This is a genomic window from Pseudomonas sp. p50(2008) (assembly GCF_015351605.1).
In the GTDB taxonomy this organism is placed as follows: Bacteria; Pseudomonadota; Gammaproteobacteria; order Pseudomonadales; family Pseudomonadaceae; genus Aquipseudomonas.
On the sequence record NZ_JACMYF010000004.1, the window covers coordinates 86873 to 108303 of the forward strand.

At 59.9% G+C, this 21431-nt stretch carries 21 protein-coding genes; 16 read left to right on the forward strand and 5 right to left on the reverse strand.

What is annotated here, in order from left to right:
* The first annotated feature begins 17 nt into the window (after positions 1 to 17).
* Positions 18 to 614 carry a MarC family protein gene (locus H7698_RS12185; RefSeq protein ID WP_019582263.1) on the forward strand — a complete coding sequence of 199 codons (597 nt, stop codon included), beginning with the start codon at positions 18 to 20 and terminating at the stop codon, positions 612 to 614.
* Positions 615 to 646: 32 nt separating this feature from the next.
* Here the strand turns inward: H7698_RS12185 and H7698_RS12190 are convergent, their stop codons facing one another.
* The 5 genes from H7698_RS12190 to cobG form a co-directional block, all read right to left on the reverse strand.
* Positions 647 to 1471 (reverse strand): hypothetical protein, encoded by an 825-nt coding sequence (locus tag H7698_RS12190; RefSeq protein ID WP_194691529.1) that lies wholly within the window; start codon positions 1469 to 1471, stop codon positions 647 to 649.
* Positions 1472 to 1637: 166 nt separating this feature from the next.
* Entirely contained in the window at positions 1638 to 3356 is a 1719-nt protein-coding gene (gene cobJ, locus H7698_RS12195) for a precorrin-3B C(17)-methyltransferase (protein ID WP_194691530.1), read from the reverse strand.
* A complete protein-coding gene (locus H7698_RS12200) occupies positions 3356 to 4087 on the reverse strand; it encodes a precorrin-2 C(20)-methyltransferase (protein ID WP_194691861.1) in 732 nt (243 codons plus the stop codon). Before H7698_RS12200 ends, cobJ begins: the two co-directional genes overlap by 1 nt.
* Positions 4087 to 4713, reverse strand: a complete 627-nt coding sequence (locus H7698_RS12205) for a precorrin-8X methylmutase (protein WP_162439138.1) — start codon at positions 4711 to 4713, stop codon at positions 4087 to 4089. Before H7698_RS12205 ends, H7698_RS12200 begins: the two co-directional genes overlap by 1 nt.
* Positions 4706 to 6028, reverse strand: coding sequence for a precorrin-3B synthase (cobG, locus tag H7698_RS12210; protein WP_194691531.1), 1323 nt, complete (start codon positions 6026 to 6028; stop codon positions 4706 to 4708). The genes H7698_RS12205 and cobG overlap by 8 nt, the downstream gene beginning before the upstream one ends.
* Positions 6029 to 6284: 256 nt before the next feature.
* Between cobG and H7698_RS12215 the strand changes: the two genes are divergently transcribed.
* From H7698_RS12215 to urtD, 15 genes are all read left to right on the forward strand, one after another.
* On the forward strand, positions 6285 to 6935 hold the full coding sequence (locus H7698_RS12215; RefSeq protein WP_194691532.1) for a hypothetical protein: 651 nt from the start codon (positions 6285 to 6287) through the stop codon (positions 6933 to 6935).
* 167 nt (positions 6936 to 7102) lie between these two features.
* A complete protein-coding gene (cbiE, locus tag H7698_RS12220; RefSeq protein ID WP_194691533.1) occupies positions 7103 to 8314 on the forward strand; it encodes a precorrin-6y C5,15-methyltransferase (decarboxylating) subunit CbiE in 1212 nt (403 codons plus the stop codon).
* Positions 8307 to 9404 carry a cobalt-precorrin-5B (C(1))-methyltransferase gene (locus H7698_RS12225; RefSeq protein WP_194691534.1) on the forward strand — a complete coding sequence of 366 codons (1098 nt, stop codon included), beginning with the start codon at positions 8307 to 8309 and terminating at the stop codon, positions 9402 to 9404. Before cbiE ends, H7698_RS12225 begins: the two co-directional genes overlap by 8 nt.
* Positions 9401 to 10129 carry a cobalt-precorrin-6A reductase gene (locus tag H7698_RS12230; RefSeq protein ID WP_194691535.1) on the forward strand — a complete coding sequence of 243 codons (729 nt, stop codon included), beginning with the start codon at positions 9401 to 9403 and terminating at the stop codon, positions 10127 to 10129. Before H7698_RS12225 ends, H7698_RS12230 begins: the two co-directional genes overlap by 4 nt.
* Before the next feature lie 188 nt (positions 10130 to 10317).
* Complete coding sequence (locus H7698_RS12235; protein ID WP_194691536.1) at positions 10318 to 10620, forward strand: type II toxin-antitoxin system RelE/ParE family toxin; 303 nt, start codon at positions 10318 to 10320, stop codon at positions 10618 to 10620.
* A 3-nt stretch (positions 10621 to 10623) separates the two neighbouring features.
* Entirely contained in the window at positions 10624 to 10914 is a 291-nt protein-coding gene (locus H7698_RS12240) for an addiction module antidote protein (RefSeq protein ID WP_194691537.1), read from the forward strand.
* A 97-nt stretch (positions 10915 to 11011) separates the two neighbouring features.
* Positions 11012 to 11410, forward strand: a complete 399-nt coding sequence (locus H7698_RS12245) for a DUF2946 domain-containing protein (RefSeq protein ID WP_194691538.1) — start codon at positions 11012 to 11014, stop codon at positions 11408 to 11410.
* Between the two features lie 47 nt (positions 11411 to 11457).
* Positions 11458 to 11937 (forward strand): copper chaperone PCu(A)C, encoded by a 480-nt coding sequence (locus H7698_RS12250; RefSeq protein ID WP_194691539.1) that lies wholly within the window; start codon positions 11458 to 11460, stop codon positions 11935 to 11937.
* Between the two features lie 21 nt (positions 11938 to 11958).
* Positions 11959 to 12396, forward strand: coding sequence for a DUF2946 domain-containing protein (locus H7698_RS12255; protein ID WP_194691540.1), 438 nt, complete (start codon positions 11959 to 11961; stop codon positions 12394 to 12396).
* An 84-nt stretch (positions 12397 to 12480) separates the two neighbouring features.
* Entirely contained in the window at positions 12481 to 14598 is a 2118-nt protein-coding gene (locus H7698_RS12260) for a TonB-dependent copper receptor (RefSeq protein WP_194691541.1), read from the forward strand.
* A gap of 150 nt (positions 14599 to 14748) precedes the next feature.
* A complete protein-coding gene (locus H7698_RS12265; protein ID WP_194691542.1) occupies positions 14749 to 16125 on the forward strand; it encodes a PepSY-associated TM helix domain-containing protein in 1377 nt (458 codons plus the stop codon).
* A 356-nt stretch (positions 16126 to 16481) separates the two neighbouring features.
* Positions 16482 to 17747, forward strand: coding sequence for an urea ABC transporter substrate-binding protein (urtA, locus tag H7698_RS12270; RefSeq protein WP_162439151.1), 1266 nt, complete (start codon positions 16482 to 16484; stop codon positions 17745 to 17747).
* Positions 17748 to 17910: 163 nt separating this feature from the next.
* Positions 17911 to 19413 (forward strand): urea ABC transporter permease subunit UrtB, encoded by a 1503-nt coding sequence (urtB, locus tag H7698_RS12275; RefSeq protein WP_194691543.1) that lies wholly within the window; start codon positions 17911 to 17913, stop codon positions 19411 to 19413.
* Positions 19413 to 20492 carry an urea ABC transporter permease subunit UrtC gene (gene urtC / locus H7698_RS12280; protein WP_162439153.1) on the forward strand — a complete coding sequence of 360 codons (1080 nt, stop codon included), beginning with the start codon at positions 19413 to 19415 and terminating at the stop codon, positions 20490 to 20492. Before urtB ends, urtC begins: the two co-directional genes overlap by 1 nt.
* Positions 20489 to 21358, forward strand: a complete 870-nt coding sequence (gene urtD / locus H7698_RS12285; protein WP_194691544.1) for an urea ABC transporter ATP-binding protein UrtD — start codon at positions 20489 to 20491, stop codon at positions 21356 to 21358. Before urtC ends, urtD begins: the two co-directional genes overlap by 4 nt.
* Positions 21359 to 21431 lie beyond the last annotated feature (73 nt).

Consider the following 21431-nt stretch of genomic DNA (forward strand, 5'->3'; position numbering starts at 1 on the left):
CGCAGTGAGCTCACCCCATGCTCCACGTGTTGTTCAGCGTTTACTTGAAGATGCTGGTGCTCTACAGCCCCTTCTTCGTCCTGTCCTGCTTTATCAGCCTGACCCGCGGCTACTCGCGCAAGGAACAACGTCGACTGGCCTGGAAAGTGGCGATCGCGACCCTGGTCTCAAGCGTCCTGTTGTATCTGTTCGGTCGAGTGATTTTCGATGTTTTCGGCATCACGGTGGACGCGTTCCGCATCGGCGCCGGCAGCGTATTGTTTATCTCTGCGCTCGGCATGGCCCAAGGCAAATCGGTGGTGCAAACCGACAACGTTCAGCAGGACGTGACCATCGTCCCGCTGACTATTCCTTTGACGGTAGGCCCCGGCACTATCGGCGCCTTGCTGGTGATGGGTGTAAGCCAGCCCCATTGGGACGACAAACTGACCGCCATCCTCAGCATCGCCCTGGCCAGCTTCACCGTTGGCGTGGTGCTTTATCTGTCAAACCGCATCGAACGAATTCTGGGTGACCAGGGCTTGCAGATTGTCAGCCGGTTGATGGGATTGTTTGTGTGCGCACTGGCGGCACAAATCATCTTTACCGGCGTGAAGGGGTATCTGGTGCCTTGATAAACAAGGCACTTTCCTTCGGTGGGTAATTGTTATCGAATGCGCTGATGGCGCTTAAATCTTTTATTCAGCTGTGTGGCCTGCTGCTGATTGAGCACCTGTTCGATATCGTCTTTCACTTGCGCATAACGCAGTGGATTAAAGGTAATGAACGACGCCGCACGAAACACCTCGAGGCTCGTTGTTTTCAAATCAAAAAAGAGCAGTCCGGCATCGTCCTTGTCAGCGTTACTGTCGATGGACGACAACATGATCATGATAAGACCGTTTTTCAGCTGCTCGCAGGGCAAGATCGCCAGTTTCACGCCTTTTGTCTTAGTGACCTCGTAATTAAATACTTTGACGATGTCAGGCTCTTTCTTTATCGACTCCAATGTGGAATCTGCGATAGCCCCTAATACGGTTGCGCCAGGTATGGCGGCTTTGGCCGCGTCGACGCCCGCTTTGATAATATCAGCGACAATATTGGACATCGTCAGATTCAAAGCGCTGCGCGTGTGCTCTATCGTTCCACTGTCGGGAACATAACAGCCCAGATCTTCCATGCAGCTCAAGAACGCACGATGCCACTCCCTGGGCTTTTTATCCCCCGGCACTTCCAGCGTTGCTTCCATCTTCGAGAACTTGATGATGTTTTCAATGATGGTCATATTTTCAAGCGAGACGTTATCGCCATAACCGATCAGCGTATTACCCAGAACAACGGCATCCAGTTCTTTGGTAGGGCTAGAACTGTCCGGCGCAACTAAAGATCTTGCGCGCCCCACATTGGGAATTATTAATTGACGTCTGGCAATACGCCACGCCACTAAAGCCCGACTGACTTCAACACTGACTTTACCTTCCAGATCTTCCATTCCAACAATCCTTGTTAGTTTCGTTTAGTGCGACTGTGCACGCGATAAACCTATCGCACTGAATCCCGCTCTTCAAACACCATTAAATGTCCTTTTATGTGAGAGCAGGATGCGCAGTAACCGCCAGAGTGTTCCGAGCCTGAAGCCCGGACATTCCGGTGTTGATTTAATCAATCATTGGCTTGGCTATATCGAGCAATTGATCGCCGTAACTTCGAGGGGTGTATACCCAGGGCAGACCTTCCGCGCGAGGGAAAACACGCGTCGTGGACGAACCGATCAACACCATCGTTCGCATGTCCACCTGATCGGGGGTCAATTGCCCCAGTGTGGTGACCCGCAACGTTTGCCCCGGACGCCCGATATCACGCCCCAATACCACGGGCGTTTCAGGTGTACGGTGCTGCGCGACTATCTCGAGCGCCCGGCCTAATTGCCACGGACGGGAGCGCGAGATCGGGTTATAGAACGCCATGGCCAGATCGGCTTGAGCGGCCAGATCCAGACGCTTCTCGATGATCGCCCAGGGCTTGAGGTTGTCAGACAGCGACAGCACACAGAAGTCATGCCCCAAGGGTGCGCCTGCCTGGGCAGCGGTCGCCAGCGATGCCGAGACGCCAGGAAGAATCTCCAGGTCGACGTTGTGCCACGCAGGGTCACTGGATTCATGCAGCGCTTCAAGCACCGCCGCTGCCATGGCGAATACGCCCGGGTCCCCGGAGGACACCACGACAACGGAACGGCCTTGCGCCGCCAGTTCGAAGGCGTGACGCGCACGCTGCATCTCTTCGCGGTTGTCGGTGCAATGCAGAATTTGATCAGCGCGAAAAGGCCCTGCCATGCGCACGTAGGTTTCGTAACCGAGCACATCGTTGGCACGAGCCAATTCCGCTTTGACCGCCGGCACCATCAAATCGGCAGCGCCCGGCCCCAGGCCGATAACGGCCAGGCGCCCGCGGGGACGACCGATCAGCAACGGATCCAGCGGATGCTCGGCGACCGCGACAGTGATGCCGTTATGGCTGTGAACAGTCGCCGCCCCAATCGCCCCACTGATCGTATCGCTGACACTGCCAGCCGCAGAAAACCGCAACGGCACACCGAGTTCATCAGCCGCATCACGCAGCGCCTGACTGGCCATCTGCTGATCACTGGCCAACAGACAGGCCAACGATTGCACGGCAATTTTTGCCTGCTGCAGGGCCTGGCGAATCGCATCGGCCAGGTCCGCGGTCTCGGCACTTACCAACGCCAGTACACTTTTCGGGTAAATCAGCAGCTCATTCGCGACAGGCTCACGCTCGGCGCTACCCACATGAATCGCCAGATTCGCCTGCTGATCCTGCAGCAACTGCGCTTGCGCCAACCAGGGCGCGTCACCCTCGATACGAACAGGCTCGCCACCAAGCAAATCGGAAACGAATCGCTTGCCGAGTTCAAGGTCGCCCAGCGCATAGCCTTTCGGCGGGTTCAGCAAACAGGTGCCAAACCGCAATTCGCCACTGGTGGTAATGGCGGCTGCCACGCCCAGCCCTTGAGCAATGTCGCGGGCCAACACGTTCACACCGCCCAGTCCACCCAACAACGGCACCACCGCACTGCCGTCTTCTGCAACGGCCAGTACCGGCGGTTCTGCGCCTTTTTCCAGGAGCAGTGGCGCCAGCGTGCGGATCACGATTCCGGCTGCACACAGGGCAATGATGGGCGTGTTTTGTTGATAGAGCTCGCGCAGGGTGGAGCCGAATTCGTGATAGATGACGTCCACGTCCTCTACCCGTCCAGACAAGCCGTGGATCAGTGCGCCTGGCAGCAGTCGTTGAATCTCACGCGCGGTCGCGAGGCTGCCATCGCCGAGAATGACGATCGCCGGAACTGGATGAGTCATCAGCCCTGCCACCTTTCACCTGGAACGATGATCAAAGAGAAGTACGGCGAGGACATCGGCTCGACCTGATCCAGCGGCACGATTTTCTGGTTAGCCATGGTCGCGCGCTCGACGTACAGCGCACGCTCCGCCAACCCGAGTTCTTCCAGGACCTGTCGAACCTTGGGGAAGTTGCGACCCAGCTTCATGATTACTGCGGCATCGGCATCGGCAAGGCGGCGTTTGAGATCCTCATGGGGCAGGACACCTGATAACACCGACAGGCTCTGATTGCGATAAACCAGCGGCGCGCCCAGTACCGAAGCCCCTCCCAGCATCGAACAGACACCCGGTACGACCTGCGCTTCATAGCGCTCGGCCAGACGATCGTGCAGGTACATGTAGGAGCCATAGAAGAACGGATCGCCTTCGCAGATCACCGCCACATCGCGACCGGCATCCAGATGCGCGGCAAGCTCTTCGCCTGCCGCGTCGTAGAAGTCGCTGATCACTTGTTCATACGACAGCGGCGCCGGCAACGCCTCGGTGGTCACCGGATACACCAGCGGCAACAACGTCTGTGCATCCTGCAAATGAGCCTCGATGATGCCGAACGCATTGCCCTTTTTGCCTTTGGCGACGAAATACGCCACCACCGGCGACTCGCGCAACAGGCGCAATGCCTTGACGGTAATCAGTTCCGGATCACCGGGCCCGACCCCCAGACCGATCAAGCGTCCACGTGGCTGCATCATTCGATCTCCGTGGCGAGGGCATTGACGGCGGCTGCGGCCATGGCGCTTCCACCGAGGCGGCCTTGCATGATTACAAACGGGACGCCGCGACTGTCAGCCGCGAGCGCTGCCTTGGATTCGGCGGCGCCCACAAAGCCCACGGGAAAACCAAGAATCAGCGCCGGTTTCGGGGCGCCGGCATCGAGCATTTCCAGCAAATAAAACAATGCCGTCGGTGCGTTACCGATGACCACCACGCTGCCTTCCAGGTGCGGGCGCCACAATTCCAGCGCTGCGGCGGACCGGGTGTTGCCCAGTTCACGGGCGAGGTCCGGCACGCTGTCGTCACGCAGCGTGCAGATAACCGAGTTGTTGGCCGGCAGCCGTGTGCGGGTAACGCCCTCGGACACCATCCGTGCATCACACAGGATCGGAGCGCCGGCGGCGAGTGCATCGCGCCCGGCCTTGCCGGCGCCTTCGGAAAACTGCAGGCCGTCAATGGCATCGACCATGCCGCAGGCGTGGATCACTCGTACCGCGAGTTTTTCCAGATCGGCCGGGATTCGCTCAAGGTTGGCCTCGGCACGAATGATCGCGAAGGAGTTGCGATAGATCTCCTGACCGTCGCGGATGTAATCAAGCATCAAGGGGGCTCCGTGGACGGGCATCAAGCAATGCGCCCGCCGCTTCAATAGTGAGATTGCGTGCTTGCAGCGCGCCGAAACCCGGCAGCGCTGCATCGCGAAAATAGAGGTCGTAGTGACCCTGACGGGTCGCCAGCAATGTGACGGGGGCGGTGTGTGCGCAAGCACAGGATCGCGGGCAGCCCGACAGGTGGACCTGCTCCTGTGCGTGTCGACCTTGTCGCAATACGGACAGCCGTTGCGCATCACCCTTGGTGTCGGAGAGTCCTTTGCAGCAACCGGCAGATCCGGTGCAAGCAACGAGATGAGTCAGCGGCTGATGGGTGTCGACCAGATATCCCAACGCCTGCAAGCGCCGGCTGACCAGCGATGCATCCGCCTGGCGAATGTTGGGCAGCAGCAGACTCTGCCAAGGGGTCAGGCGCAGGCTTGCATCGGCGAATTCTGCAGCCAGGTAAGCCGCGCCTCTGAGCATCGAAGGATCCAGACGCCCCAGCGGCGGCATGACGCCCACATACACGAGGCCTTCCTGAAGCTGCGGGTAGGTACCTACCGGCAAGCCCGGACCTGTCACCGTTCGACGCCACTGATCAAGGGAGATCAGTGACACGCGACCGGCCAACAGATGTAGCAGTGAATCGGCAGAACGCTCCGCCAACAGGTGCCGCATGCGGGTCTGGTCCGGTCGCGCGAGCTCAAGAAACAACTCCAGGACGGCCACCACCAAAGCATGCCCGTCCTTTAGACGTACCGCCGCGATGGGCGTGTCAGTCGGGCATCCCGCGAAACCGAAAGCAAACAGCAGCTCGCCGTTTCTCTGCGTCGCGCTCAGCCAGAGATCGTGCGGATGTTCGAGCATTGCCAGCGCCTCACCACCATCCAGTTGCACGGCAAACTTGGCCGATAACTCATGGAAGCGCGGATGGATTTGCAGGCTGTCCAGAACCTGTCGGGCCAGGGGACGACTGTCGATCAGCATTTGGGGGTCAATGCCGGCAGCAGGGCTCAGCATCAAGTTGCGAACGTCGTCGCCTGCAACGGTGGTGGGGCCCAATTCGGCGGCCAGCAAATGATCGATCAGCGCTGTTGCCTGTTCACCAATACCGCGAATTTGCAGGTTGGCCCGATTGGTGGCCTCTATCACGCCACCGGCATATCGCTCGGCGGCATCAGCCACTGCCAGGGCTTGATCGGTGCGGATCGAGCCACCGTCGAGTTTGATCCGGCAGATCCCGCCGTCCAGCGCCTGGACGACACGCAACAATCCGGGGCAAGCCGAAGGGCGCAAGGGACTGGAGGTCGGACGTGATTTCACGGGATGGCCGTTAACGGGATCAAGGGCGGCATTATGCCTGCTTTGCCGGGCCGGATGAAAAGCTCAAGCACATAGACGACGAAACGCGCCGTTCCTCAGGCACTTGAATTCTGAAACGCTCTTGGTGCCCTGTCGTCACAAACACTTAACAGCCAGTATTAATTCCCTAAGCCTCTCTTGTTTTAACCCTGTGCCTGCTCTTGTACTTTCAATCAACACTTAAAACGGAAGTTTGATTAATGAACAGGAATCGCACATGAATAATGAAAAACCCCCTGGTTTGCTGACCGGACACAGTCTGGTTTCGTGCATTGGTGACCTCTCACTGCAAGATCACGATGATTTGACTGACAGCACCCAGATCGCCACCCGATCCGCTGACATGGTCTACAGCCGCTTTCTCGACTCGACAGAATGGCTGGACGAATATGTCTCCACGCTGCATTTCCTGGGCTGGTCTGTCTTTCAGGATGCCATCGTTACACGCAAGCGTTCCGGGCTCTCGAGGAGCGTTGCGGATTTCCTCGTTCAAAGTGCTCAAGCCATGCCGGACACCCGACAAGGGAACGCCATGATCGACACGCTCGACGCGCTTAAATACAACGAGCCCGCGCTGTTCTCTCTCGACGAGCAAAGTCTGATGGGACAGCGCTTTCAGGCCATCCCTGCGCGGTACGATGAAAAGGGCGTCCTTACCATCGCAGTGTTCAATCTGGAACTGGTGGCTTATACGAAAAAAAGCAGTTTCCTGTTCTGGGATTGGGAAGGACACGCCGCCGCCATCATTCAGCAACGGGCGTATCTCAAACTGGATAAAAAGAAACTTGAAAGCAATAGAGCAATCATTGAGAGGAAAGTACGGGAGATAAAAATGAAGAAGTTTGATCTGCGAAAAAACAAACAATAAGAACCCGCCCCCGTACCCATCGCTTTGACAATCTCCATCAGTGACCCCATTCAACCGCTATCGACACGCGAATACCCTTAACACCGCGCTATGATGCGCAACCGCACAGGACTACTCAGGCCTGAGCAATGCAATGATTCGGCTTCGCTTGATTAATGAGGAACAGCATGACCCCCTGGCTGACGGTGGTAGGTATCGGTGAGGAAGGCTTCAAGGGGCTGGGCAAAACTGCCCGACACGCGTTGCTAAGCGCTTCGCGAATTATCGGTGGTCAGCGCCAACTCGATTTGTTGCCTGCCTGCATCCGTGGCGAACGGCAATTGTGGCCCAGCCCCTTCTCCCTGGCACCCGTATTGGCAAGTCGCGGCGAACCCGTCTGCGTACTGGCCAGTGGAGACCCGATGTTCTTCGGTGTCGGCGCCAGCCTCGCTCGGCAAATACCCGCAGATGAAATGCTGATCCTGCCCGCGCCGTCTTCCTGCTCCCTCGCCGCCGCGCGGATGGGTTGGGCGTTGCAGGACACGCTGACGCTGTCAGTGGTTGCCCGTCCAGTTGCCGCGCTGAATGCGCATTGGGGCAGCGGTGTTCGCCTTCTGGTACTGAGCAACGACGGCCAAAGCCCTGCCGCGATCGCTGCGCAATTGCGCGAGCGCGGTTTCGGTCCGAGTCGGCTGAGCGTGCTGGAACATTTGGGCGGTGCAGACGAGCGCCGCATCGATGGGGTCGCCGATGACTGGAACGATCCGCTGATCGCCGACCTCAATCTGATCGCCATCGACTGCATTGCCGCGCCCGACACTCCGCGTCTGTCCCGTCTGGCCGGCCTGCCCGACTCCGCCTTCCAGCATGACGGTCAACTGACCAAACGTGACGTTCGCGCCATCACCCTCGCGCGCCTGGCACCGACACCGGGTGAACTCCTGTGGGACGTGGGCGCGGGCAGCGGCTCGATTGGTATCGAATGGATGCGCACCCACCCCAGTTGCCGCGCGCTGGCCATCGAAGCCGACGAAGGCCGACAACGTTTGATCGAGCACAACCGCGACGCACTGGGGGTGCCGGGGCTGCAGCTGATTCGCGGCAGTGCGCCGCAAGCCCTGCAAGGTCTTGAGCGCCCGGATGCGATGTTCATCGGCGGCGGTGTCACTCGCGAGGGCGTGCTGGAGGCCTGCTGGACTGCACTCAAGCCAGGCGGTCGGTTGATCGCCAACGCGGTGACATTGCAAAGTGAAATGACCCTCATGGGTTGGCGCGAGCTGCACGGCGGGGAGCTCACGCGCATCCATATAGCGCAAGCGCAACCCCTGGGCGACTTTGATACCTGGCGTCAGGCGCTGCCCATTACACTGCTGGACGTGGTCAAACCTTTCGATGCGTGACGAAACTGCTGAACAACCCACGCCCCTGCGCAGTGGCCTGACCACCGGTAGCTGCGCCACCGCCACCAGCCTGGCGGCCGCTCGATTGCTGCTCGGCGGAGGGAGTTCGGATGCGGTGGACATCACCCTGCCCAAGGGCAAGCGCGTACAGATGCGCCTGGAGTTCTGCCGGCTGATCGGCAACGGTGCCGAAGCAGGAACGATCAAAGATGCAGGTGACGATCCGGACGTCACCCATGGCGCCCTGCTCTATTCCCAGGTACGCCTGAATTCCCAACCGGGTATTCGCTTCAACGCCGGCCAAGGCGTCGGCACCGTGACCCGTCCAGGACTGGTACTGGGCGTCGGCGAACCGGCGATCAATCCGGTGCCGCGCAAAATGATCACCGACCACCTGACCCTGCTGGCAGACGAACTCGGCTACCGCGGCGGTTTCGACGTCACGGTCAACGTCGAAGGTGGCGAGGCGCTGGCGTTGAAAACCATGAACCCGCGCCTGGGAATTCTCGGCGGACTGTCGATTCTCGGCACCAGCGGCATCGTCCGGCCGTTTTCCTGCGCAGCCTACATTGCGTCGATCCATCAAGGCATCGATGTCGCGAAGACCAACGGCTACCTGCACATCGCCGCCTGCACCGGCAATGCCAGCGAAGACACCATGCGCCGGGTCTATGACCTGCCGGAAATCGCCCTGATCGAAATGGGCGACTTCGTCGGCGCAGTGCTCAAGCATCTGCGCAGAGTGCCTGTGGACAGACTCAGCCTGTGTGGAGGTTTCGGCAAGATCAGCAAGCTGGCTGCCGGCCACATGGACCTGCACAGTCGACATTCGAGTATCGATTTGCCGCAACTCGCGCAGTGGGCCGCCGCAATAGGTGCCGATGAACCGCTGCAGCAAGCGATTCGCGACGCCAACACCAGTCAGCAAGCCCTGGCCATGGCTAGCGCCGCCGGTATCGCGCTGGGCGATGCGGTGTGCCAGCACGCCCTGGATTTCGCCCGCAGCGTGGTACCGGCGCAGGTTCAGGTGGAAGTCTTTGCCATTGATCGTCAGGGCGGCGTTGTCGGCCACGCGGGAGCTTTCCAATGAAACGCATCTTGTTGCTCGGCGGCGTCACCGAGGCCCTGGCCATCGCTCGCACCCTTGGGCCGGAACATATCTATAGCCTGGCGGGGATCGGTCGTGTGCCCACCGATTTGCAGTGTCAGGTACGTGTCGGCGGTTACGGCGGCGCCGAAGGGTTGGCGCAATTCATTCTCGATGAAGGGGTCGAGCTATTGCTGGATGCGACCCACCCCTACGCCGCGCAAATCAGCCGGAACGCTGCCACCGCGGCTCGCGCGAGCGCCATTCCCTGCTGGGCACTGCGACGTCCGGCCTGGCAGCCACAGGCCGGCGATGACTGGCGCGAAGTCAGTGACTGGAGCGAATTGATCGTAGCCCTGAAACCCTTCAGACGCCCGTTGTTCACCCTCGGTCGCGAGCCCTTGCAACACCTGCACGAAATTCCGCCAGAGCAATTCTGGACGTTGCGCGCGCTGGACGCGTATCCGGGTAACGAACGCTGCGAAGTCATCGGCGCCCGCGGCCCGTTCCTGATCGACGATGAGCGCGAACTGTTCGAGCGTCGGCAGATCGATGTGCTGATCAGCAAGAACAGCGGCAGTACGGCCACCGAGCCGAAGCTGGAAGTGGCGCGCGAGCGTGGGGTGCCGGTGCTGGTGTTGAAGCGGCCGGTGTTGCCGGGGGTTGATCGAGAGTTTGGGTCGGTAGGTGAGTTAATAAAAGCGCTGTGCGTGTCAGACGATTCCTGAAGACTGCAAAAAATCACGACTTTGCCGGCAACAATCTCGGAAGGCGCCGGCTATACGATCAGCGGCTTCACTTTTATCGTACGTGTTCTTTGCCTGTGCCAAGCACATTCACCCGCAACTGCGGGACATCGGGCCCGTCCCGAAAAAATGCTGCTTGCCTGCGTGTATCCCAAGGAATACGATCGATCATGTTCAACTTTGAGCGTTCCGAAGCGTTCGCCGTCTGGCTCGACTCATTGAAAGATACCGTAGGTAAAGCTCGGATCATCGCGCGACTCCGGGCTGCCGAACACGGAAACTTCGGCGATTGTGAATCCGTAGGCGAAGCCGTTTATGAAATGCGTGTTCATTATGGTCCGGGCTACAGAATGTACTTCTCCCGCCGGGGCGAGATTGTTTATCTGCTCCTGATCGGAGGTGACAAGTCGACTCAAAAGCGAGATATCAAACGCGCTATCCAAATGGCGCAAAACATCGGCAATGAGGAGTAAATCATGTCCGAACAATTTGTCCGTTTCGATGCTGCAGACTTTCTTAAGACGCCGGCAGAAATGGCGGCTTACCTGGATGCCTGCTTTGAAGAGGATGCAGGCGACGGTGTTCTGATACGTGCAGCTCTCAACGATATCGCCAGAGCTCAAGGCATGACCCGGATTGCCCGTGATGCGGGTCTGGGTCGTGAGAGCCTATACAAAGCGCTGAGCAGCACTGGCAATCCTGAATTCGCGACTATCATGAAAGTTATGAAGGCCTTGGGCTTGCGCTTGCATGCCATCGCTGTCTAAACGTGCTGCGACACCACACCGCATGCCACGTTTTTACTTATCGGCCCTGATCAGGCTAAATAGCCGCGCCTGATCGCCCACCCACCGGATTTGTCCCATGTCCCGACAACGGCTCGCAATTGCCTGGATCGCCTGCTTCGCAGTGCTATTCAACATGCTCGCCATGCCGATGACCGGTGCGATGGCGCAGTCGGCGAAGTCGCCTGCCGAACAACTGTTATGGGGCAGCTTCTGCACCTCCGGCGGCACGAAGATGGTGGCGATTTCCATCGGCGACATCGAGCAGAAAGCCCCGCAAAACGACGATCATTCCAACATGCAGCACTGCTGGTGTTGCTCCGGTTCCTCGCCTCTTGTGGCGTTGCCCGGGCATGAACCACAACCATTTTTCGCCCGTTTCGAAGCCAACCGAAGCCAGCCCCCCGCCGCACTCGACACACCCACTCCGCGCCAGCAATGGCCGAGCCTGAACCCCCGCGCGTCCCCTATGGTGTGATTCCCTCTCGCAATTGACTGCGTCTTGAATCCATCCGGAGTACTGCCATGTTGAACAAACTCATCGTTCTGGCTGCGTTGCTGCTGCCTGCCTGCTTTGCCACCGCCCATGAATACAAGGCCGGCGAGCTGGAAATCGCTCACCCCTGGTCTCAGGAACTGCCGCCCAATGCGCCGACCGTCGCGGCGTATTTCGTGATTCACAACAAAGGCAAAACCGCTGACCGCCTGCTCAGTGTCGACTCGCCAATTGCTGGCGAGGCCCAGTTGCACGAGCACATCAAGCAGAACGACCTGATGAAAATGCAGCAGGTTCCGAGCGTCGAAATCCCTGCCGGTGGCGAAATCACTTTCGCGCCGATGGCGTATCACGTCATGCTGCTGGAGCTGAAAGACCGCAGCCTGCTGGCCGATGGCAAACACTTCCCGCTGACGATGCACTTCGAGAAGTCCGGTGACGTAACCGTTGAAGTCTCGGTGCAGAAGCAGGCGCCGGATGGCATGCAAGCGCACGAGCATACCCAGTAACCGACAGCACCGAGCCCGCCCATGCGCCCGCTTAACGCCAGGTCATCCGCCTCCCGTCGTCAGCCTTTGAGCCTGACCCGCGGCAGCTGGATCAGCCTGTTCGCCATGTTGATGATCTTTATCGGCCCACTGATTTCTCAGTCGATGCCGATGCCGATGGATCAACGCGCGAGCCTGTCCGGCTCCATGAACATGTCGATGGACATGTCGGCCATGGACCACGGCGCCCAACCCGCCGCAGAGCATTGCCCGCCACAACCCGATCACCACGCCCTCTGGGAGAAATGCGGCTACTGCAGCCTGTTGTTCAACTGCCCGGCACTGACCGGCGGCCAGTCTTTCGTCGCATTCGATACCCCCACAGCCACAACCTTCAGTACTCCCTCCCCGCGCCTGGGCCACGCCCGGCAAACCTTCTTCCCCGGTGCTCGCACCCGAGCCCCGCCCGTCGTCGCGTAAACACCCACATCCGATCTCACACGGTATCGAAGACAGCCCAACGCTGCCGGCCGTGTCGTTTACGACTGTTCGATGGAAATTGTCATGTCCAGGTTTTGTGCTGACACACGCTTGAGCGCTGCCCAAGCTACTTTTGCCCTGAATGAATCCCGCGTTCGTTTCAGGCACGCCACCGCCCTTCTTTGTGGCGCTTTGCTGACACCCATGGTGCTGGCCGATGAACACGCAGGTCATGGCGAAGAACTGAGCCCGACGGTGATCACTGCCATCGCGCCCAGCTCCCCGCTGACCATCGTCACCAACCCCAAGGACCCGCGCCAACCGGTACCAGCCAGCGACGGCGGCGATTACCTGAAGACCATTCCAGGCTTCGCTCTGGTGCGCAACGGCGGCACCAACGGTGATCCCGTGTTGCGCGGCATGTTCGGTTCGCGGCTCAACATCCTCACCAACGGCGGCATGATGCTGGGCGCCTGCCCTGGCCGGATGGACGCACCAACCTCTTACATCTCGCCAGAAACCTACGACAAACTCACCGTCATCAAAGGCCCGCAAACCGTGTTATGGGGACCGGGCGCATCGGCCGGCACCATCCTGTTCGACCGCGAGCCTGAACGCTTCGGCGAGCTTGGCACACGAGTGAACGCCAGCGTGCTGGCCGGTTCCAACGGCCGCTTCGACAAGGTGGTGGATGCCGCTGCCGGCGGTCCGCTGGGTTATGTTCGGGTGATCGGCAACACCGCGCATGCCGACGACTACAAGGACGGCAACAACGACACCGTGCCGTCACGCTACGACAAGTGGAATGGCGACGTCGCGGTGGGCTGGACACCGGACGCCGACACCCTGCTGGAATTGACCGCCGGCAAGGGCGATGGCGAAGCGCGTTACGCTGGACGCGGCATGGACGGCTCACAGTTCAAGCGTGAAAGCCTCGGCCTCCGTTTCGAGAAGTCGAACATGGGCGAGGTGCTGGATAAGGTCGAAGCGCAGGTCTACTACAACTACGCCGACCACGTGATGGACAACTACACCCTGCGCACGCCTTCCGGCACCGGGATGATGGCCGGCCCCATGGCCTCGAACGTCGACCGCCGGACCCTCGGCGCACGGATCAAGGCGACCTGGCGCTGGGCCGATGTGCAGTTGATCAGCGGCATCGACGCGCAGACCAACGAACACCGCCAACGCAGCGCCATGGGCATCGATACCTATAAGAACCTGCCGTACACCAAGGACGCCGACTTCCATAACTACGGCGTGTTCAGCGAGCTGACCTGGTACGCCACCGACAACGACCGGCTGATCACAGGTGCGCGACTGGACCGCGCCTCGGCCAAGGATTTCCGTCAGACCACCGGCTCGGGGATGATGACGCGCCCCAATCCGACCGCCGACGACACCCGCGCCGACACCCTGCCCAGCGGCTTCGTCCGCTACGAGCATGACCTGGCGGACAGCCCGACCACGCTCTATGCCGGCCTAGGTCACACCCAGCGGTTCCCGGATTACTGGGAGCTGTTCTCGCCCAACTCCGGGCCTGTCGGATCGGTGAACGCCTTCGATTCGATCAAACCCGAAAAAACCACCCAGCTCGATTTCGGCCTGCAATACAAAACCGAAGAACTCGACGCCTGGGCCTCGGGCTACATCGGGCAGGTACGCGACTACATCCTGTTCAACTACACGCCCGGGATGATGGGCATGACCTCCCAGGCCGAAAACATCGACGCGCGGATCATGGGTGGCGAACTCGGCGCGGCCTACAAGCTGACCAGCCACTGGAAGGCTGATGCAACCCTGGCCTACGCCTGGGGCAAGAACAGCAGCGACGGCAGCGCATTGCCACAAATGCCGCCGCTGGATGCGCGTTTCGGCTTGACCTACAGCGAAGACAACTGGAGCGCCGGCGCACTGTGGAGAGTGGTCGCCGCGCAAAACCGTATCGACCAGAACAAGGGCAACGTGGTCGGCAAGGACTTCGACAAAACGGCAGGCTTCGGGGTGTTCTCGCTCAATGGTGCCTACCGGATCAACAAGAACTGGAAGGTCAGTTCTGGTGTGGACAACCTGTTCGGCAAGGCTTACGCCGAGCACCTGAACCTGGCGGGGAACGCGGGTTTCGGCTACCCGGCCAATGACCCGCAGGCCATTAAAGAACCGGGGCGCACGCTCTGGACCAAAGTGGACATGAGCTTCTAACAAGAAAAGTCAAAAGATCGCAGCCAGCGGCCGCTCCTGCATGAACAGGATCTCCCGTAGCCGCTCTGTAGGAGCTGTGTAGGAGCTGTCGAGTGAAACGAGGCTGCGATCTTTTAACAAACGACTGATTTGCCAAGCGGAGCACAACCAATGAAACAGCCCAAAGTGAATTTCTACAACCTGGCCTGGCGTTGGCATTTCTATGCCGGTCTGTTCGTCGCGCCTTTCATGGTGATGCTGGCGTTGACCGGCGTTATTTACCTGTTCAAACCGCAACTCGATCCGTTGATGTACGGCAGCTTGCTGAACGTCCCGGCCGGCCACCACACGGTGGCGGCCGACGACCTGCTCAAGCGGGTCAAAGAGGCGTATCCACAAGCAACGATCAAGCAATACCTGCCGCCAATCAGTGCAGAACGCAGCGCGCAATTTGTCGTCGTTAACGAAGGCACCGAGCTCAACGTGTTCGTCGACCCCTATCACGGCGATATCCTGGGTGAGCAAGACGCCAAGATGAATCTGCAGGCCATCGCGCGGTCGATTCACGGCGAACTGATGATCGGCACCGTGGGTGATCGACTGGTCGAACTCGCCGCCGGCTGGGGCATTGTGCTGGTGGTCTCCGGCGTCTTTCTGTGGTGGCCTCGCGGTCAGGCAGCTGGCATTCTATGGCCGCGCTTGAGCAGTCGCGGTCGAGTGCTGTGGCGCGACCTGCACGCCGTCACCGGCTTCTGGGGCGCCGCGTTTCTGCTGGTGATGTTGCTCAGCGGCATGACCTGGACCGGCTTCTGGGGCAAACAATACGCGGGCGTGTGGAATGTCTTCCCGGATGCGATGTGGAATGACATGCCCAAGTCCGACGTCGAGGCTCGCAGCCTCAATACCGCCACGCGCCAGACCGTGCCCTGGGCGATGGAAAACACGCCGATGCCGATGTCCGGCGACCACGCCGAACACATGAACCACGGCGATGCGAAAGCTGGTCCTGCGGCACCGACCATCAGCTTGCAAGCGGTGCAAAACATCGCCCAGCAGCGCAAGGTCGAGCCGGGCTACAGCATCACGTTTCCGACCACCGCGACGGGCGTGTTCACCATCGCGGTGTTTGCCGACGACCCGCGAAACGACGCCACCCTGCATGTCGATCAATACACCGGCAACGTCCTCGCTGACGTGCGTTGGGAACACTACGGCAACGTCGCCCGGGCTACGGAAGTGGGCGTGATGTTGCACGAGGGCAAAATGTTTGGGGTGTTCAACCAGATCATGGTGCTGCTGATCTGCCTGATGATTCTGCTCAGTGCCGTCAGTGGCGTGGTGATCTGGTGGAAGCGTCGTCCGCAGGGCAAATTCGGTGTGCCGCCACTGCGTCACGACCTGCCGAAATGGAAAACCGCGATGGTCATCATGTTTGCGCTGGCGGTGGCGTTCCCGCTGGTAGGTGCGTCGCTCGTGGTGGTGTGGATTTTGGATAAGGTGCTGTTTTCGCGTTTCAATCGGCAGACCGAATCGGCCTCCACATCCTGACGCACGCCTCTCTCGAGAAGCGCAGGAGCAACGATCACCTGTAGGAGCAAAGCTTGCTCGCGATGGCGGTGTGTCAGGCAACAACCCTGTGGTGGGTACGCCGTCATCGCGAGCAAGCGTTGCTCCCACAGAGAATGAGCGGGGATACGAGTTCACTTTATGCGCCCCAATCTGGCGCACCACCTCGCACCAGCGCGCCAGACGCGATCCTTCATAGTGCGCCGCCAGGCAGCGCAACCGCTCTGGTACGTCATTTCTCCACCTTTCGCCGACCAGGCACAGCCCTTGCTAAAGACCCTTCAGTAGTCCGCATCTGCCAACCAAGAAAAATATCTAACGTTCATGGAGATCGCACAATGAAGCGTCGCAGCTTGATCAAGGCTTTCACACTATCGGCATCGATTGCCGCGATGGGCATGACCTGGACTGTCCAGGCCGCCGAGACCATCAAGGTCGGTATCCTGCACTCGTTGTCCGGCACCATGGCGATCTCTGAAACCTCCCTCAAAGACATGGCGTTGATGACCATCGACGAGATCAACGCCAAGGGCGGCGTGAACGGCAAGATGCTGGAGCCTGTGGTGGTCGACCCAGCGTCGAACTGGCCGTTGTTCGCCGAAAAAGGCCGGCAGCTGCTGACTCAGGACAAGGTTGCCGTGGTCTTTGGCTGCTGGACATCGGTGTCGCGCAAATCGGTATTGCCAGTGTTCGAAGAGCTCAATGGCCTGCTCTTCTATCCCGTGCAATATGAGGGCGAAGAGATGTCGCCGAACGTGTTCTACACCGGCGCCGCACCGAATCAGCAGGCGATCCCGGCCGTGGAATACCTGATGAGCGAAGAAGGCGGCAGTGCCAAGCGCTACTTCCTGCTCGGCACCGACTATGTCTACCCACGTACCACCAATAAAATCCTGCGCTCGTTCCTGCATTCCAAAGGCGTGGCAGACAAAGACATCGAAGAGGTCTATACGCCATTCGGTCACAGCGATTACCAGACCATTGTGGCCAACATCAAAAAATTCTCGGCCGGTGGCAAGACAGCTGTCATCTCCACGGTCAACGGCGACTCCAACGTACCGTTCTATAAAGAACTCGCCAACCAGGGTTTGAAAGCCACCGACGTACCGGTCGTGGCGTTCTCCGTCGGCGAAGAAGAGCTGCGCGGCATCGACACCAAACCCCTGGTAGGCAACCTGGCGGCGTGGAACTACTTCGAGTCGGTCCAGAACCCGGCGAACACCCGGTTCGTCGCCGACTGGAAAGCCTACGCCAAGAAACACAATTTGCCGGGCGCGGATAAAGCGGTGACCAACGACCCGATGGAAGCCACCTACGTCGGCATCCACATGTGGGCGCAAGCGGTAGAAAAAGCCAAATCCACCGACGTCGACAAGGTACGCGAAGCCCTCGCCGGCCAGACCTTCGCCGCCCCGTCCGGCTACACGCTGACCATGGACAAAACCAACCACCACCTGCACAAGCCCGTGATGATTGGCGAGATCCAGGCTGATGGTCAGTTCAACGTGGTGTGGCAGACCGAAGGCCCGATCCGTGCCGAACCGTGGAGCCCGTTCATTGTCGGCAACGACAAGAAGCCGGATTACGCGGTGAAGAGCAACTAAGCCAATGGATGTCGGGCCCGGACACTTCGTCCGGGACCGACAAAAAACCCTGTAGGAGTGAGCCTGCTCGCGATAGCGGTGGGACAGTCAACAGAGTTGTTGATTGATAAACCGCTATCGCGAGCAGGCTCACGCCTACATATAGTCCGCGCAAGGCCTGCATATGCCCACCGCTCTCTACCGTTTCATCCTCGCCATCGCGCTGCTGATACCGATGGCCACCCACGCCAGCGATGCCGAAGACTTCGTCGCCGCCAATCCCGTGCAACAGGCAAAGCTGCTCGAATCCTGGGCTGCGCAGCCCGACCCTGCCCGTATCGAACTGATCAACGCCCTGCAACAAGGCGCGCTGACCGTCGACGGACAAGTCAAAACCCTGCGCCTGAACAACCGCCTGCGGGGTCTGATCGACACCGCGCTGGCCAGTCACCAATTGCTCGCAGCCGACGCAAAAATTCGTCTCGCCGCCGCGCAGCAATTGCAGAAAAGTGCCAAACCGGCGCAGCTGAAATTTCTCGACCTGCAACTCGCCGCCGAACAGGACGAGGGCGTTCACGCAGCCTTGAGTCTTGCACTGGCCAACCTGCAACTGGTGGACAGTGACCCGGCGGTGCGTCTCGCCGCCGTACGTCTGCTCGGCGAAACGGGCGATCCACTGGCCCGTACCCGCCTCGAAAGTCTGCTGGAGCCCAGCGTCGAAACCGATGCCACGGTACGCACGGCAGCCGAAACCAGCCTGGCCCAGGTCAAACGCAAATTGCTGATCGGCGAGATCCTGGGGCAAGCCTTCAGCGGCATGTCCCTCGGTTCAATTCTGCTGCTGGCGGCACTCGGTCTGGCGATCACCTTCGGCCTGCTCGGCGTTATCAACATGGCCCACGGCGAGATGCTGATGCTGGGGGCTTACTCGACCTACGTCGTGCAGATGATGTTCCAGCGCTTCGCACCACAGGCCATCGAGTTTTATCCCTTGATCGCATTGCCGGTGGCCTTCTTCGTTACGGCGGCCATCGGCATGGCGCTCGAACGCACGGTCATCCGTCACTTGTACGGCCGCCCGCTGGAAACCCTGCTCGCCACCTGGGGCATCAGCCTGATGTTGATTCAACTGGTGCGATTGCTGTTCGGCGCGCAGAACGTTGAAGTCGCCAACCCGCAGTGGCTCTCCGGCGGCATTCAAGTTCTGCCCAACCTGGTGCTGCCGTACAACCGCATCGTGATCATTGCATTCGCGCTGTTCGTGGTGGTGCTGACCTGGCTGCTGCTGAACAAAACACGCCTGGGCCTGAACGTGCGTGCCGTCACTCAGAACCGCAACATGGCAGCGTGCTGCGGCGTGCCCACCGGACGCGTCGACATGCTCGCATTCGGCCTCGGCTCAGGCATTGCCGGACTCGGTGGCGTAGCCCTGAGCCAGATCGGCAACGTCGGCCCCGACCTCGGCCAGAGCTACATCATCGACTCGTTCCTGGTGGTGGTGCTCGGGGGTGTCGGTCAGTTGGCCGGCAGTGTGCTGGCCGCTTTCGGGCTGGGTATCGCCAACAAGATTCTCGAACCGCAGATCGGTGCGGTGCTCGGCAAGATCCTGATCCTCGCGCTGATCATTCTGTTCATCCAGAAACGTCCGCAAGGCCTCTTTGCACTGAAAGGACGGGTGATCGACTGATGAACCAGCCCCTGCTCGTTACCGCGACAAAAAAAGCCGGCCCGAAAGTCACGATCGCCGTTGGTGCGGTGATCCTTGTTTTACTGTTGGCATTGCCGCTGCTGTCGCTGTTATCGCCCCTCAGCGTTTTTCACGTTTCCGCCTACACGCTGACATTGGTGGGCAAGATTCTTTGCTATGCCATCGTCGCTTTGGCGCTGGACCTGGTTTGGGGTTACGCCGGCCTGCTGTCCCTGGGTCACGGTCTGTTCTTCGCCCTCGGCGGCTACGCCATGGGCATGTACCTGATGCGCCAGGCCTCGGGGGATGGCCTGCCCGCGTTCATGACGTTCCTGTCCTGGACCGAATTGCCGTGGTACTGGACAGGCACCAGCAGCTTCCTCTGGTCGATGTGCCTGGTAGTGCTGGCACCGGGACTGTTGGCGCTGGTGTTCGGTTTCTTCGCGTTCCGCTCGCGGATCAAGGGCGTGTATTTTTCGATCATGACCCAGGCCCTGACCTTCGCCGGCATGCTGCTGTTTTTTCGCAATGAAACCGGATTTGGCGGCAACAACGGCTTCACCAATTTCCGCACCATTCTGGGTTTCGGCATCACCGAGCCAGGCACTCGCGCCGTGCTGTTTTTTGCCACCGTGGTGTTGCTGGTGGCGAGCCTGTTCATCGGGTGGAGGCTGGCGCAAAGCAAGTTCGGCCGGGTGTTGACTGCGTTGCGCGATGCCGAAAATCGCCTGATGTTCTGTGGCTACGACCCGCGTGGTTTCAAGCTGTTTGTCTGGGTATTGAGCGCGGTGTTGTGCGGCTTGGCCGGCGCCTTGTACGTACCGCAAGTCGGCATCATCAACCCGAGTGAAATGTCGCCAACCAACTCCATCGAGGCCGCCGTCTGGGTAGCCCTGGGCGGTCGCGGCACGTTGATCGGGCCCCTGTTGGGTGCCGGTGTGGTCAACGGCATGAAGAGCTGGTTCACCGTCGCGTTCCCGGAATACTGGCTGTTCTTCCTCGGCGCGCTGTTCATCGTCGTGACCCTGTACCTGCCCAAAGGCGTGATCGGTCTGCTGAAGAAAAGGGGTGAACAATGAGAGTGACTGCGACGGCTGAATTCATGCTCGAACCGGCCTTCTTTCCCGTGGAGCCCAACAAGGATGCCGGCAGCAGCCGCGATGCCATCGGCCTCGGCCAACGCGCCGGCCCTGGCCTGGACACTCGCCACGGCACCATCCTGACCCTGGAGGACATCAGCGTCAGCTTTGATGGTTTCAAGGCGTTGAACAATCTCAACCTGTACATCGGTGTCGGTGAACTGCGCTGCATCATCGGCCCCAACGGCGCGGGCAAGACCACCCTGATGGACGTGATTACCGGCAAGACGCGTCCCAGTCATGGCAAGGCCTGGTTCGGTGAGACCCTCGACCTGACACAGATGAGCGAAGTGCAAATCGCTCAGGCGGGCATTGGTCGCAAGTTCCAGAAACCGACGGTGTTCGAAGCCCTGAGCGTGTTTGAAAACCTGGAGCTGGCGCAGAAAACCGACAAATCGGTATGGGCCAGCCTGCGGGCGAAGTTGAGTGGCGAACAGAAGGATCGCATCAGCGAGGTGCTGGAAACCATTCGCCTGACCAGCTCGGTCAATCGCCCCGCAGGTCTTCTGTCCCACGGTCAGAAGCAGTTCCTGGAGATCGGCATGTTGCTGATGCAGGACCCGCAACTGTTGCTGCTCGATGAGCCGGTGGCGGGCATGACCGACGCCGAAACCGAGTTCACCGCCGAACTGTTCAAACGCCTGGCCGGCAAACATTCACTGATGGTCGTGGAGCACGACATGGGTTTTGTCGGCTCGATTGCCGACCACGTGACGGTGTTGCACCAGGGCAGCGTGCTGGCCGAAGGGTCGCTTGCGCAGGTGCAGGATAACGAACGGGTGATCGAGGTATATCTCGGTCGCTGAGATGATCGTCCCCACGCTCCACGTGGGAGTGCATCCCGTGACGCTCCGCGTCACATAACGGCGGACGCGGAGC

Excerpts from the sequence above, each read along its gene's own strand:
- H7698_RS12185 (WP_019582263.1), top strand. The coding sequence starts at position 18 with ATGCTCCACGTGTTGTTCAGCGTTTACTTGAAGATGCTGGTGCTCTAC.
- H7698_RS12190 (WP_194691529.1), bottom strand. The coding sequence starts at position 1,471 with ATGGAAGATCTGGAAGGTAAAGTCAGTGTTGAAGTCAGTCGGGCTTTA.
- cobJ (WP_194691530.1), bottom strand. The coding sequence starts at position 3,356 with ATGACTCATCCAGTTCCGGCGATCGTCATTCTCGGCGATGGCAGCCTC.
- H7698_RS12200 (WP_194691861.1), bottom strand. The coding sequence starts at position 4,087 with ATGCAGCCACGTGGACGCTTGATCGGTCTGGGGGTCGGGCCCGGTGAT.
- H7698_RS12205 (WP_162439138.1), bottom strand. The coding sequence starts at position 4,713 with ATGCTTGATTACATCCGCGACGGTCAGGAGATCTATCGCAACTCCTTC.
- H7698_RS12215 (WP_194691532.1), top strand. The coding sequence starts at position 6,285 with ATGAATAATGAAAAACCCCCTGGTTTGCTGACCGGACACAGTCTGGTT.
- cbiE (WP_194691533.1), top strand. The coding sequence starts at position 7,103 with ATGACCCCCTGGCTGACGGTGGTAGGTATCGGTGAGGAAGGCTTCAAG.
- H7698_RS12225 (WP_194691534.1), top strand. The coding sequence starts at position 8,307 with ATGCGTGACGAAACTGCTGAACAACCCACGCCCCTGCGCAGTGGCCTG.
- H7698_RS12230 (WP_194691535.1), top strand. The coding sequence starts at position 9,401 with ATGAAACGCATCTTGTTGCTCGGCGGCGTCACCGAGGCCCTGGCCATC.
- H7698_RS12235 (WP_194691536.1), top strand. The coding sequence starts at position 10,318 with ATGTTCAACTTTGAGCGTTCCGAAGCGTTCGCCGTCTGGCTCGACTCA.
- H7698_RS12240 (WP_194691537.1), top strand. The coding sequence starts at position 10,624 with ATGTCCGAACAATTTGTCCGTTTCGATGCTGCAGACTTTCTTAAGACG.
- H7698_RS12245 (WP_194691538.1), top strand. The coding sequence starts at position 11,012 with ATGTCCCGACAACGGCTCGCAATTGCCTGGATCGCCTGCTTCGCAGTG.
- H7698_RS12250 (WP_194691539.1), top strand. The coding sequence starts at position 11,458 with ATGTTGAACAAACTCATCGTTCTGGCTGCGTTGCTGCTGCCTGCCTGC.
- H7698_RS12255 (WP_194691540.1), top strand. The coding sequence starts at position 11,959 with ATGCGCCCGCTTAACGCCAGGTCATCCGCCTCCCGTCGTCAGCCTTTG.
- H7698_RS12260 (WP_194691541.1), top strand. The coding sequence starts at position 12,481 with ATGTCCAGGTTTTGTGCTGACACACGCTTGAGCGCTGCCCAAGCTACT.
- H7698_RS12265 (WP_194691542.1), top strand. The coding sequence starts at position 14,749 with ATGAAACAGCCCAAAGTGAATTTCTACAACCTGGCCTGGCGTTGGCAT.
- urtA (WP_162439151.1), top strand. The coding sequence starts at position 16,482 with ATGAAGCGTCGCAGCTTGATCAAGGCTTTCACACTATCGGCATCGATT.
- urtB (WP_194691543.1), top strand. The coding sequence starts at position 17,911 with ATGCCCACCGCTCTCTACCGTTTCATCCTCGCCATCGCGCTGCTGATA.
- urtC (WP_162439153.1), top strand. The coding sequence starts at position 19,413 with ATGAACCAGCCCCTGCTCGTTACCGCGACAAAAAAAGCCGGCCCGAAA.
- urtD (WP_194691544.1), top strand. The coding sequence starts at position 20,489 with ATGAGAGTGACTGCGACGGCTGAATTCATGCTCGAACCGGCCTTCTTT.